This window comes from Oceanobacillus sp. B139/18 (assembly GCF_055524595.1).
The window spans coordinates 730,154-742,444 of record NZ_JBVFXI010000001.1 but is presented as its reverse complement, the minus strand read 5'-3'; the positions used below and the strand labels follow the sequence as shown (position 1 = coordinate 742,444).

At 37.8% G+C, this 12,291-nt stretch carries 13 protein-coding genes and 2 tRNA genes; 2 read left to right on the top strand and 13 right to left on the bottom strand.

Annotation, left to right across the window (positions count from 1 at the left end; translation table 11 throughout):
* Positions 1–85 precede the first annotated feature (85 nt).
* From clpX to ACZSMY_RS03530, 12 genes are all read right to left on the bottom strand, one after another.
* On the bottom strand, positions 86–1,363 hold the full coding sequence (gene clpX, locus ACZSMY_RS03585; RefSeq protein ID WP_042534419.1) for an ATP-dependent protease ATP-binding subunit ClpX: 1,278 nt from the start codon (positions 1,361–1,363) through the stop codon (positions 86–88).
* Positions 1,363–1,521 carry a ClpX C4-type zinc finger protein gene (locus ACZSMY_RS03580; protein ID WP_139089140.1) on the bottom strand — a complete coding sequence of 53 codons (159 nt, stop codon included), beginning with the start codon at positions 1,519–1,521 and terminating at the stop codon, positions 1,363–1,365. Before ACZSMY_RS03580 ends, clpX begins: the two co-directional genes overlap by 1 nt.
* Before the next feature lie 329 nt (positions 1,522–1,850).
* Complete coding sequence (gene tig / locus ACZSMY_RS03575) at positions 1,851–3,137, bottom strand: trigger factor (RefSeq protein WP_042534420.1); 1,287 nt, start codon at positions 3,135–3,137, stop codon at positions 1,851–1,853.
* A gap of 122 nt (positions 3,138–3,259) precedes the next feature.
* Complete coding sequence (locus ACZSMY_RS03570; RefSeq protein WP_042534421.1) at positions 3,260–4,234, bottom strand: tetratricopeptide repeat protein; 975 nt, start codon at positions 4,232–4,234, stop codon at positions 3,260–3,262.
* Between the two features lie 400 nt (positions 4,235–4,634).
* Positions 4,635–4,708, bottom strand: a tRNA-Arg gene (locus ACZSMY_RS03565).
* A 4-nt stretch (positions 4,709–4,712) separates the two neighbouring features.
* Positions 4,713–4,786 (bottom strand) — tRNA-Gly (locus ACZSMY_RS03560).
* 280 nt (positions 4,787–5,066) lie between these two features.
* Positions 5,067–5,576, bottom strand: coding sequence for a metallophosphoesterase (locus ACZSMY_RS03555; RefSeq protein WP_042534422.1), 510 nt, complete (start codon positions 5,574–5,576; stop codon positions 5,067–5,069).
* A gap of 21 nt (positions 5,577–5,597) precedes the next feature.
* Positions 5,598–6,191, bottom strand: a complete 594-nt coding sequence (locus tag ACZSMY_RS03550) for an XTP/dITP diphosphatase (protein ID WP_465147461.1) — start codon at positions 6,189–6,191, stop codon at positions 5,598–5,600.
* A 19-nt stretch (positions 6,192–6,210) separates the two neighbouring features.
* Positions 6,211–6,957: a ribonuclease PH gene (rph, locus tag ACZSMY_RS03545; protein ID WP_042534424.1), complete on the bottom strand. Its 747-nt coding sequence runs from the start codon at positions 6,955–6,957 to the stop codon at positions 6,211–6,213.
* A gap of 169 nt (positions 6,958–7,126) precedes the next feature.
* Entirely contained in the window at positions 7,127–8,200 is a 1,074-nt protein-coding gene (locus ACZSMY_RS03540; RefSeq protein ID WP_042534425.1) for a GerMN domain-containing protein, read from the bottom strand.
* A gap of 272 nt (positions 8,201–8,472) precedes the next feature.
* Positions 8,473–9,288: a glutamate racemase gene (gene racE / locus ACZSMY_RS03535; protein WP_042534426.1), complete on the bottom strand. Its 816-nt coding sequence runs from the start codon at positions 9,286–9,288 to the stop codon at positions 8,473–8,475.
* Between the two features lie 25 nt (positions 9,289–9,313).
* Entirely contained in the window at positions 9,314–9,730 is a 417-nt protein-coding gene (locus tag ACZSMY_RS03530) for a MarR family winged helix-turn-helix transcriptional regulator (protein WP_175297093.1), read from the bottom strand.
* Positions 9,731–10,038: 308 nt separating this feature from the next.
* Between ACZSMY_RS03530 and ACZSMY_RS03525 the strand changes: the two genes are divergently transcribed.
* Positions 10,039–10,263, top strand: a complete 225-nt coding sequence (locus tag ACZSMY_RS03525) for a helix-turn-helix domain-containing protein (RefSeq protein WP_040981732.1) — start codon at positions 10,039–10,041, stop codon at positions 10,261–10,263.
* 361 nt (positions 10,264–10,624) lie between these two features.
* On the opposite strand, the gene ACZSMY_RS03520 is transcribed toward ACZSMY_RS03525, so the two are convergent.
* Positions 10,625–11,449 (bottom strand): Ltp family lipoprotein, encoded by an 825-nt coding sequence (locus ACZSMY_RS03520; RefSeq protein WP_052485081.1) that lies wholly within the window; start codon positions 11,447–11,449, stop codon positions 10,625–10,627.
* A gap of 429 nt (positions 11,450–11,878) precedes the next feature.
* Here ACZSMY_RS03520 and ACZSMY_RS03515 point away from each other — a divergent pair, with 429 nt between their 5' ends.
* The gene (locus tag ACZSMY_RS03515) at positions 11,879–12,268 is read left to right on the top strand and encodes a helix-turn-helix domain-containing protein (RefSeq protein WP_193062341.1); all 390 of its coding nucleotides are present in this window, start codon (positions 11,879–11,881) and stop codon (positions 12,266–12,268) included.
* The last annotated feature ends 23 nt before the right edge of the window (positions 12,269–12,291 follow it).

Genomic DNA, 12,291 nt, shown 5'->3' with positions numbered 1-12,291 from the left:
TTTTACTGAAAGCACGTCCTATACCAGCAGAAAAGAGGAAGAATGCAGATTCTGACCAGAATCTGCATTCCTCACCCGTTTATGCTTATGCACTTTCCTTTGGTAACTTCTCATTTCCTTCTTGAACGGTACCGTCCTGGAAAACAAGTTTTGGACTTCCATCTTCCTGGATAACAGTGTCCTTTGTAATGATGCATTTTTCTACGTCTTCTCTAGAAGGAAGGTCGAACATAACATCTACAATGATTCCTTCTATGATAGAACGAAGTCCGCGTGCACCAGTCTTCCGTTCAATAGCTTTCTTAGCAATTTCGATAAGCGCATCCTGTTCAAATTCAAGCTCGACATTATCAATTTCAAACAGCTTTTGATACTGTTTAACAAGTGCATTCTTTGGTTTAGTCAAAATTTCAATCAGGGCATCTTCATCCAGCGGAGTAAGACTGCCAATTACCGGAATACGTCCAATAAATTCTGGGATTAAACCATAGCGTAATAAATCTTCCGGAAGAACTTTAGACAGCAATTGTGCTGTATCCAATTCTTCCTGCTCTTCATTTGCACCAAAACCAATTACTTTTTTACCTATACGACGCTTGATTACTTGATCAATACCGTCAAATGCACCGCCGACAATAAATAAAATATTGGTTGTATCGATTTGGATAAATTCTTGATGCGGATGCTTCCTTCCACCTTGAGGAGGTACGCTTGCTACTGTTCCTTCTAAGATTTTTAGAAGCGCCTGCTGTACGCCTTCTCCGGAAACATCTCTTGTAATCGATGGATTTTCAGATTTTCTTGCTACTTTGTCAATCTCATCAATATAAATGATTCCTTTTTCTGCTTTTTCTACATCATAATCAGCAGCTTGGATCAGTTTGAGAAGAATATTTTCTACATCCTCTCCTACATATCCTGCTTCTGTTAATGATGTTGCATCAGCCATTGCAAATGGTACATTAATAATTCTTGCTAATGTTTGAGCTAAGAGTGTTTTACCGCTTCCTGTAGGCCCAATCATGGCAATATTACTTTTAGAGATTTCTACATCCCCATTATGCATGCCGGAATTAACACGTTTGTAATGGTTATATACTGCTACAGAAAGATTTCTTTTGGCTTTATCTTGACCAATTACGTAATCATCAAGTGTATCACAGATTTCTTTTGGCTTTGGAATCTCATTCATTTCCATGCCTTCCTCGGTGCCAAGCTCTTCCTCAACGATTTCTGTGCATAATTCAATACATTCATCACATATATAAACACCGGGACCAGCTACCAGCTTTCGTACTTGTTCTTGGCCTTTGCCACAAAAAGAACATTTTAATTGTCCTTTTTCTTCATTAAATTTAAACATTACTTTTCGCCGCCTTCCTCAACAATCTCTGAGACTTTCCTAACACATTCGTTACATATATAAACGCCAGGGCCAGCTACTAATTTCTGAACTTCTTTTTCGTTCTTCCCACAAAAAGAGCAATTTGATTGTCCCATCCCGGCTTCTAAATTCAACATATTCATTCACTCCTACATGTGCCGTATCGGATTAGCAGTCAGCTTTATAATTCATCATATCAGATACAAATAGAAATACAAAACAATATACTTTTTATATTTTCTAAAGATAATCCTATGATAAGTGTGTCTATACAGTATGAATCAATTCTTTTAAATGTCAACTATTTGCAATTCCATCTGTATAGTATACTTTATATCCTGGAACAAATACCGCTTTTGACAAAATCTTCATTTATTCGACACTGTCCTAATTAACAGGAAAGACAAGGCACGTCTCTCGGCGCACCTTGTCTTATTTATCCTCTTTTTTCACTTGTTTATAAAAATTATTTTGTTTTGCTGTTTTCAGCTAAGAATTCAATTGCAGCACGCATTTTTAAATCATTTTCTAATGTTTCTGTGGAACCGCCAAGCATTTGTAGAAGCTGTTCTTTCTCAACTCCGTACATAGAGCCCATTTTTTCAAGCTCTGCATCGATATCCTCTTCTGTAGCTTCAAGATTTTCAGCTTCAGCAATTGCTTCTAACGTCAAGTTAGTTTTTACACGCTTTTCAGCATCTTCACGCATTTGTTCTTTCAAAGCATTCTCATCTTGTCCTGAGAATTGGCTGTACATTTCTAATGTCATGCCTTGCATTTGAAGCTGTTGTTCAAATTCGCGAACCATCTGATTTACTTCTGTGTCTACCATTGCTTCTGGAATCTCTACCTCGATATTATCTGAAGCTTGTTGAAGTAATTCTTCACGCTGTTCATTTTCAGCTTGTTGTTTTTTGTTTGTTTCCAGTTCTTCACGTTTTTTTGCTTTCAATTCATCAAGTGTTTCTACTTCTTCATCAACATCTTTTGCAAATTCATCATCCAGTTCTGGTAATTCTTTTGCTTTTACTTCATGAATTTTCACTTTAAAGACTGCGTCCTGACCAGCTAAATCTTCCGCATGGTACTCTTCAGGGAAAGTGATTTCTACTTCTGTTTCATCACCAGCTTTTTTACCAATCAATTGTTCTTCAAAGCCAGGGATAAATTGTCCGGAACCAATTTCCAGTGAATGATTTTCACCTTGTCCGCCTTCAAAAGCAACGCCATCTTTGAATCCTTCAAAATCGATAACAGCAGTATCGCCGTCTTCGATTTCGCTATCTTCTTTTACAACTAATTCTGCTTGGCGTTCACGAAGATTTTCGATTTCCTGTTCTACATCTTCATCAGTTACTTCTACAGATTTTTCTTCCACTTCTAAACCTTTATATTCACCAAGTTTCACCTCTGGTTTCACTTCTACTTCCGCAGTGAAAACAAGCGGTTGTCCTTTTTCAATCTGATCAATGTCGATAGAAGGCTGTGCAATTGGGAAAATCTCAGCTTCATCAACTGCTTTAGAATAAGCACTAGGAAGTACAATATCTACTGCGTCCTGATATAGAGATTCTACGCCAAAGCGTTTTTCAAAAATACTGCGTGGAATTTTCCCTTTACGGAAACCAGGAATCTGAACATCCTTCGATACCTTTTTGAACGCTTGGTCTAACGCTTGATCAAAGTCTTCAACAGATACTTCAAACGTTAATACTCCTTTATTACCTTCTTGTTTTTCCCATTTTGTTGTCATTATTATTCCCTCCAAAATCAAATCTATCATTGCATTTCATTATTCATTTGATCAATCATTTTTCCTAATTTACAACCACCTCATTATAACACATATCTTTTGTGTTTCAAGCATTTTACTACCTACTCTTCAATGATACTTAAATAAAGCGAGTTACAAATTTTTATAGACTCTATCCATGATTGGGCAGTTTCATTCAATTCGTCCAGCTGCAAATCCAGCTGTAAATAGTCATTTCCAAGAATATAGACGGCTTCTGCAAAAGAAAACATATCACTCTCTTTCGGTGTAAATGGATAAGTCACGTAAAAGTATCGATATACAAGCTGCTCAATCAAATTTAATAGAGATGGATTGGCTTCTGCCCTTTTTTCTAATTCTTCCGTTATAGCTATATAGCTTTTCTCTTCAGATATCTGGATCAATTCCGTCGGCTGAGTAACCATCATTGCCTCAAATTTATGTATGTAGACAGATCTTTCTACGCCTGTTTCTTTGAACCATTCTAATAAAGCAGTTTTAATAACAGGATGCACTTGAGGATTTTCAAGCAGTCTGATATTTTCTTCCTCCGGATTTGCCTGTATCCGCCGAAGGTTATCAATGATATTCCATTGCTTCAGATAATCATCATCCCTTACAGCTTCCTTAAGTTCTTTCATAAAACTGACGGCATTATCTTCATCGATCCCAATCTTCATATTGCCGCTCATTTCATATAACTGCTGAAAAGGCTCTTGAAGCATGTCAGGAATCATATTATGCTCAAATTCTATTTCTAACAAATCCATCAAATGCTGATACTGGCTTGTTTGAAAAAGAATGGTTAAATAAATATGGAAGTAATGATAATAATGTGCGTCTTTTCTGGCCAGCAGTTCTTCACTGAGCTGCTCTGCATCCTTATACTTTCCTAATTCCATCAAACACATTAATTTACCAATGTATATTTCATGGCTTCCTTCATGATATGCAATCAGACTGTTTAATTTATCTAATGCCTCTTTGTACCTTTTTTCCTTTAATGCATGCAAACCTTCTTCTTCCAATTGTTTTTTCGTATTCGGAAATAATATCACTTTAGCACTATCTTTCATTTGTTCACCTCTATTCTGGGTTTCCAAAAATTTTCTTCAAATCTGTTATACCCTATCCTGCACTATTTAAACTATTTTTTTCAGATTATATCTGCAGCAGGTTTAACCTTCCTGTCTCATTATCATGTTACCCTTAAAAAAGCAGCGGGTCTATATTAATTTGCAAAAGATAGTTAAATTCATTTTAGGCACTTCATCAAAATCTATGCATTATAAATCATTCGTGATATAGATGTAAGCTGCTGCACCCGAAAAATAACGTCAGCTAGTTTCTTTCTTAACTGAATTTATTCATATCCCTGCAAGCCCAGTTTTTAATATAGAGCCAATTATCTTTTTCTAGAAACCAAAAAAGCTCAAAACCTTATTAATTGAGGTTTTGAGCTTTTTAAACTGTTTACGTCCCAGGCAGGATTCGAACCTGCGACCCACAGCTTAGAAGGCTGTTGCTCTATCCTGCTGAGCTACTGGGACATGATGGAGCGGGTGAAGGGAATCGAACCCTCGTCATCAGCTTGGAAGGCTGAGGTTTTACCATTAAACTACACCCGCAATTACCGTGTTTTATGTATGAAATGATGTGCACCGTTTTTAACGGACAAGTAATATTATATGTGGGATAGAAGTTTTTGTCAACAGATTTTTAATTTTTATTTCTCGGCTTCATAAAAATGACGAAAACCCTCGGTACACAAGGGAAAAACAGCTTGAAAATTCTCTAGTGAAAGCAATAAAAGCAGTTCACATTCTCTTTTCAGAAAAATATGAACTGCTTTTATCTTATTTATCACGGAGAGTCGTCCATAACATTATCAATGTATGAAGTTTCGTTTTACAAAGAAGTACGATAGCTCATATCTTCTATTTTTCCATCTTTTAAAGTGTAGAAGTCTACCTGCACTTCATCTGTATTTTCCCAGCTTAAAACAGCGTATGTTTTTTCCACACGATTTCTAGGCATACGAATACTCCCTGGATTGATAAATAATTGATTCCCCATTTTTTGAGCACCGGCAATATGGGTATGACCAAAGCATACGACATTTGCAGCATACTCTTCTGCTGCATAGGATAGGTTGGTCAAGCTTCCTTTCACTTGGTGAAGATGACCATGCGTTACAAAGAAACGAAGACCATTTAAATCTAACATTTCTTGTTCTGGATAAAGCGAATCAAAATCACAATTTCCTCCAACTTTATAAAAAGCGCTCAACTCTGCCGCATCAAAATCCAGCTCCGAATCACCGCAATGGATGTATAAATCTGCAGCATGCTTTTCCGTCATTTCTTCCAGTTCTTTCGTCAACCCGTGACTGTCACTTGTAATCAGTACGCTTGTCATTATACTCCTCCTCTTTATTCCTTAGAGCAAATGTATATTTTGTTCCAATTGATTCATCGCTATTTTCCGATGGCTGATTTGATTTTTTTCAGCCGGATCCAGCTCTGCCATTGTTTTTTCATAACCCTCCGGTACAAAAATAGGATCGTAGCCGAAACCATTTTTTCCACTCTGTTCCGTTTGAATATGACCTTCACAATACCCAGTTACAAACAACGGCTCCTGACCAGGCTGAGCAATTGCTAAGACACAGACAAAGCGGGCTCCGCGTTCGCCTTCAGGAATTTCCTTCATTTCCTCCAGAACCTTATCAATATTCGCTTGATCATCTGTCGGTTCGCCGGCATAACGGGCGGAATACACTCCGGGTCTTCCTTCTAAACTGTCAATAACCAGCCCTGAATCATCAGCCAGCACTGTCTTTTGGAAACGATTAGAAATTTGCTCCGCTTTGATAGCTGCATTTTCTACAAAGCTCTCCCCTGTCTCCTCAATATCTGGAATGTCCTCGTCTAAATCAAGCAGGGAAACTACCTCAATATGATGAGGAGCAAAGAAATCTCTAAATTCTTTTACTTTTCCTTTATTTTTTGTTGCAATAATAATCTTCTTCATGGTATCTCCCCCAATGAAATCAGTCTTGGTTAACCAAATCTGCAATAGAGCCAAGCGTTTCTTTCTGCTGGCTGATCAATTCCTGAATACCTTGCTCACCTAAACCGAGCATCGCTTGTAATTGCTTTGGACTAAATGTAGCTTCTTCTCCAGTTCCCTGCAGTTCTACAAATTCCCCTTTACCAGTCATCACAATATTCATATCGACATCCGCTGTACTGTCTTCCTGATAATTCAGATCAAGTACCTCACATCCCTCAGGCAATACACCAACTGAAATTGCCGCTAAAAAATCAGTTAAAGGAAGCTCCTTCAGCACTTTCTTTTCAACAAGCTGATGAAGTGCAATTGCCATAGCGACATAAGCACCTGTAATGGAAGCTGTTCTAGTTCCGCCATCCGCTTGAATAACATCACAGTCAATCCAGATGGTCCGTTCCCCGATTTTGGAAAGGTCAACAACTGAACGTAGTGCTCGTCCAATCAAACGTTGAATCTCCATCGTTCTGCCGCTCACTTTTCCTTTAGAAGATTCACGAATATTACGCTGCTCTGTTGCACGCGGCAGCATTGCATATTCCGCTGTAATCCATCCTTTTCCCTGGCCTCTCATAAATGGCGGCACTCTATCTTCAATACTCGCATTACAAATAACCTTTGTCTGGCCCATTTCAATTAATACAGACCCCTCCGGATGTGTAATATAGCCCGGTGTTATTTTTATCGGCCGCAATTCATTTGGTTTTCGATTATCCTGTCTTTCCATCTATTTTCCTCCTTATTTCACATTACATAGCTTATCATATTTTCGAAAAAAGAAACATGAGAATGCTGTTAAAAGAAGTATGTATCTTCAAATTATCCGTTCAAAGAAAAAAGCACCTCAAGAACAGGTAAACTGCTCTCCAGATGCTTCATCGCACATTGCAATCCTTTTATAATTCTTCACTTGGTGTATATATATCTGCTGACACCGGTGCAGAATAAGGCTCTCCATTTTCATTAAATACTTCATCCACATTTTCAACCTGAACATTTACCGCATCGATGTTTGGCCGCTGCGTTAACGTTCTGACCATAGTCTCCATCACTTCATCTGAGATAATATTTTGCTCGGAATCCATCAGGATACCTTCATTAAATGTCAGATGGACAACTCCTTCCTCTATAACCGGATCTGCTGTCAAGGCTGCTTCCGGGCTAAAAACATTCACAACATGATTTTGATAGCCTGGACCGTCTACCAGTTCATTCACAACGCCTGTTAAATCATTTTCATCATCCATCTCGACATATTGTGTAACAGGAACATAATAACGGTTATTTTCCTGTTCTACCGGATAAAACATGGTAACTGGACTACTGTTAAAATAGTCTAATGTATCATTATTGGTCAAATTGATTCCCTTTGCCCGTGTATAACCATTATTGATCGGTGTACCATTTACTGGCATTTCCTTTAAATCGACTCCATCCACCCGAAGCTTGACCTTATTAACATTCTCAAATTGTGTCAGCGTGTGTGTAACAGCTTCTAAAATAGGAAGCTCAGATGCTGCTTCATAATCGGAAAATTCTCCGGATAAATCTACGACAATTGTACCGTCTTCTTGAAGATCAATGCCAAGGACCTCTGTATCCTCCGGAAGCACAGCTTGGAAGCCGTTTGGCAGCATTGGAGTGATTGGACCGCCTTTAACCATATATTCAATAACTTGCTGCGCCACTTGATTTGTTTCAGGAATTGGAAGCTCAATCATTTGTGAGGCAACCATCCCGTTTGAATCAATTAAATACAACTCTCTAGAAACCGTATCTTCTGCTTCCTCAGGAGGAGCTGCAGCATCTTCCTCGTTTGCTGCTTCATCATCTGCTGTTTCTTCCCCATTTACTGCTTCTGCATTTTGCGGAGGATCCACCTCTTTTGATGACTGTTCTCCTTTAAAACATCCTGCCAACAAGACTAATATTCCAAAAGCCACGATTAATCGGATTATCATTTTACTCATGCAACTACCTCCCAAGATGGTTTGTACTATTAATCATACGAGCCCACCCCGAGAAATAGACCATGATTTAGATAGTTTATAAAGGAAGTTTCATTTTATATCTGAAAAAAGACCACATAAACTGAAACTTTAATCAGTGGAGGTTTCGACGCATGGCTCTTTACGATGGAGCGAATAATCGCAGCAATGTTGTCAGGTTAATATGCAGCTGTGAGAAAAAACTCCTATGCAAAGATTCACTCTCATCTGCATAGGAGTTAAAGCTACTGAGATTAAACATGACGCAAATCTGCATGTTTAATTGTCAGCACACCAAAATTACTATCTTTAAAAATCTTCTGTGTGATTTCGATAAAAATATTCAAATCTCCTGTCGCATAAAATTCATGGGGCGGCATCGGGTCATCGCCATTCGCAATTTGATGAATATCTAATGTTGTACTCGTCTCTCTTGCCGTTTCTTCACTGGAAGAAATAACAGTAATTTTCTCTCCTGCCACCGCTTGAATAGTATCCTTTAATAGTGGATAATGCGTACAGCCTAAAATCAATGTATCCATTTGATCATGCTCTAAAATAGGCACCAGGGTTGTTTCCACTACTTGTTTTGCTTCCGGCCCGTCCAGGATCCCTTTTTCCACCATCGGAACAAAAGCAGGGCAAGCTAAAGAAATAACCTCAATATCAGACTTGATTTGACGTAGTGCATAACTATATGCACCGCTCTGCACCGTTCCTTCTGTTCCAATTACACCGATATAATTATTCTCCGTAGATTTGATTGCAGCCCTCGCGCCAGGCTTGATAACGCCAATAACCGGAATATCCAATTTTTCTTGTAACTCTTCTATTGTAAATGCGGTTGCCGTATTACAAGCAATCACAAGCATTTTTATATTTTTTTTAAGTAAAAAACGGACCATTTCCCATGTGAATTGTTTTACCTCTTCTTTCGTTCTCGGTCCGTATGGGCATCTTTCTGTATCTCCTAAGTAAATAAGCGGCTCTTTAGGCAGCTGTCTCATTAGTTCATGAACAACCGTTAACCCGCCCACTCCTGAATCTATTACACCAATTGGCTGTTCCAAAGCGCTCTCTCCCTTTTTGCTATTGCTACTTCTCATTAACTTGCTTCATTTCATCATGCAAAAAGCCTAACAAATCATTCAACGTTTCTTTCTGCTCATCTGAAAATGAAGATAAAACATCCTGCAAATATTCCTGACGTTTTTGGATTACTTCTTCAATAATATGCTTCCCTTTTTCCAGAAGATGGATGCGCACCACGCGCCGGTCATTTGTATCGCGGACACGCTCTACTAATTCATTTTTCTCTAAACGGTCAACTAAGTCTGTCGTCGTACTAAATGCATGGCTAATACGGTTCGACAATTCGCCAACGGTCAAATCTCCTTCTTCCAGCAGCCACTGCAAGGCAATAAACTGCGGCGAAGTAATCGGATAATGATGTAATATTTTCCTGCCATTTTGTTTAATCATGCCAGAAATATACCTTAATTGTTTTTCCATTTTATTCACTGCTTCTACATCTTTATTCTTTTCCAATTCTTTATTTTTTTCCACATTGATACCCCCTAAAAGTAAGAATTGCTCCTGGTATTTTAACACTAATTAAATAGCAATGGTTATGAAGTCATTTTCTTGCTGCTTGTATTACATAGTAAACTAAAAATCGCTTCTTGAAAACTTTTTTAAAGCCGTCCAAGGCAAATACCTTTAAAAATGTACGCACTCTTTTGTTTCAGCCTTCATAAGCTATATCGACTAAATAATTTCCCTTCATGATGCAGTTCTATAAAGCAAGGAGGGGGTAACATTTGAAGGATAATGGGTATAAACCGAAGCAGCTGCTGACCAAACGCGAGAAAGAAGTGTTTGAACTATTGGTACAAGATAAAACAACAAAAGAGATTGCCCAAGAGCTATTCATCTCAGAAAAAACTGTGAGGAACCACATTTCAAACGCGATGCAAAAACTGGGGGTAAAAGGCCGTTCACAGGCTGTTGTTGAATTGCTTCGCATGGGCGAATTAAAACTGTAAACACACAAAAAAGAAAAAATGATACACCAGCATGTCGTTCGAGATCAAAATACATTTATTTTCTTTTTTATTCTATTTTTGTTTTGAACTCAAATCAATACATGCATTCAGTGGTGAGATGCTACGGCAGGACTCACCATACAATCGTATACTTTATCGTCATTCCTTACAGGTATAAACTAAGGCTATATGAAGGTGCTTTTTAGTCTGAGCTTTGAAAAAAGAGCTCAGACTTTTTATTTTTAAAAGTAATGAAAGGTTTAACAATCAAATGCTCGCCGCATAATAAATCTGCCCCTTCAGATTTTATATAAGAAAAAGCCACCCTATTTTCAGGGTGACTTTTATACTATTTATCTTTTTAAAAGCCTACTTGCTCTGCAGCATACGTAGCATGCTCATTGCTGAACCCTTCAAACACGAGCTGATCAATCAAGCCGCTTTTGGAAAAACTGGAATAAGACAAATAATCTTCTGCTGTTAATACTGCTTGCTCCTGCCAATTTACATCTAATTGACTGACTGCATTCACCGCATGTTCATTGCTGAATCCTTCAAATTCCAGCTGTTCTACCAAGCCGCTTTCTGAAAAGCTAGTAAATGCTATATAATCCTCTGCCGATAAAACTGCTTGTTCTTGCCAATCTGCATCCAATTGATTGACTGCATAAACAGCTTCTTCATTTGTAAATCCTTCAAATTCCAGTTGTTCTATCAAACCGCTTTCTGAAAAAGCTGTAAAATTTAAATAATCGCCAGCTGCGCTCACTGCATTTTGTTGAGAGAAGCTTTCTCCAGATGCTTCCTCTTCAACAAGTTCTTCTTCAACTTCTTCCGGTTCTATCACTTCAGCCAGATCCTCTTCTGCCTCTTCGGATTCCTCCACTTCAGCCGGATTCTCCTCTGCTTCTTCAGGCTCCTCCGCTTCAACCGTTTCTTCCTCTATTTCTTCCGTTTCTTCAAGCTCCTCCGCTTCAGCAAGTTCTTCTGCTTCTTCAGACTCTTCCTCCTCGGCAGCTTCTTCCTCTGCTTCTTTAGTCTCCTCCTCATTATTCATTTCATCTTGATCCGGTTCTTCTGCTGCCTCTCCTTCATCCCCGCAACCGCTTAAAATTGCTGCGGCTGCGATTATCGCGATTAGAAAAAACTGCCATTTTTTCAAAACACGCTTTCTTTCTTTTGACATATTGATCACCCCTGTATATGTAATAAGTAAATTTTACCATATATAATCAAATAGTAATAGATAGTATTTATCTTTTTTATAACTAAAAAATTTTCTTAAATTAATTAAATTACATATGAATAGGAATATCCTTTCCTTATTCTGCATTTCTTTTTCATTTTTCTTTAGCTCCAGAGAATATCTCACCTATTTATTAAACCATTTCTTTTCTATTCCTATCCAACATCTAAATTTGCTGCTACAGGCTTTCAAGAAATGTATTTTGACTTTTTTAGTTTTTCATGTCTCCCTTATTAAGGTTACAATTGATTACAGTTTCATATTGTTACTTTTTTATAGATTTTTATATGAATAGTCGCTATTTGTTACATTCCATTTCAAGTAACACATTGTTACTGTAAAATATAGTTATAGGGAGGATAAAAATAAATGCTTAATCAAAGATTAGCAGCATTAAGGAATGAAAAGAAAAATACCCAACAAGAAATATCAATTATTATTGGTGTCACTCGCCCTGCATATACTGCTTATGAAAAAGGAACAAGAACACCAGATTATAATTTAGTAGTTAAATTAGCTGACTATTTCGAAGTAAGTGTGGACTACCTGCTAGGCAGGACAGATAATAGAAATTTAGAAAATGAATTCAATCCAATCTCGGAAATCAGTCGTTTGATTAAAGAATATAGGGTGGAGTGTTCGAGATTCCACGAGATTGATCGATGGGAGGCAATGGGCCCGGATGAAATGAAAGAATTAGAGAAATATTTTACATACATTACAGATATGGCTATGAAGAAACAAAAGTATAATAAATAAACTATAAAACTGGGGGACGAAAT

Excerpts from the sequence above, each read along its gene's own strand:
- ACZSMY_RS03540 (WP_042534425.1), bottom strand. The coding sequence starts at position 8,200 with ATGAGTAAAATGATAATCCGATTAATCGTGGCTTTTGGAATATTAGTC.
- ACZSMY_RS03580 (WP_139089140.1), bottom strand. The coding sequence starts at position 1,521 with ATGTTGAATTTAGAAGCCGGGATGGGACAATCAAATTGCTCTTTTTGT.
- rph (WP_042534424.1), bottom strand. The coding sequence starts at position 6,957 with ATGGAAAGACAGGATAATCGAAAACCAAATGAATTGCGGCCGATAAAA.
- tig (WP_042534420.1), bottom strand. The coding sequence starts at position 3,137 with ATGACAACAAAATGGGAAAAACAAGAAGGTAATAAAGGAGTATTAACG.
- ACZSMY_RS03570 (WP_042534421.1), bottom strand. The coding sequence starts at position 4,234 with ATGAAAGATAGTGCTAAAGTGATATTATTTCCGAATACGAAAAAACAA.
- ACZSMY_RS03515 (WP_193062341.1), top strand. The coding sequence starts at position 11,879 with ATGCTTAATCAAAGATTAGCAGCATTAAGGAATGAAAAGAAAAATACC.
- ACZSMY_RS03555 (WP_042534422.1), bottom strand. The coding sequence starts at position 5,576 with ATGACAAGCGTACTGATTACAAGTGACAGTCACGGGTTGACGAAAGAA.
- ACZSMY_RS03530 (WP_175297093.1), bottom strand. The coding sequence starts at position 9,730 with ATGGAAAAACAATTAAGGTATATTTCTGGCATGATTAAACAAAATGGC.
- ACZSMY_RS03520 (WP_052485081.1), bottom strand. The coding sequence starts at position 11,449 with ATGTCAAAAGAAAGAAAGCGTGTTTTGAAAAAATGGCAGTTTTTTCTA.
- clpX (WP_042534419.1), bottom strand. The coding sequence starts at position 1,363 with ATGTTTAAATTTAATGAAGAAAAAGGACAATTAAAATGTTCTTTTTGT.
- ACZSMY_RS03550 (WP_465147461.1), bottom strand. The coding sequence starts at position 6,191 with ATGAAGAAGATTATTATTGCAACAAAAAATAAAGGAAAAGTAAAAGAA.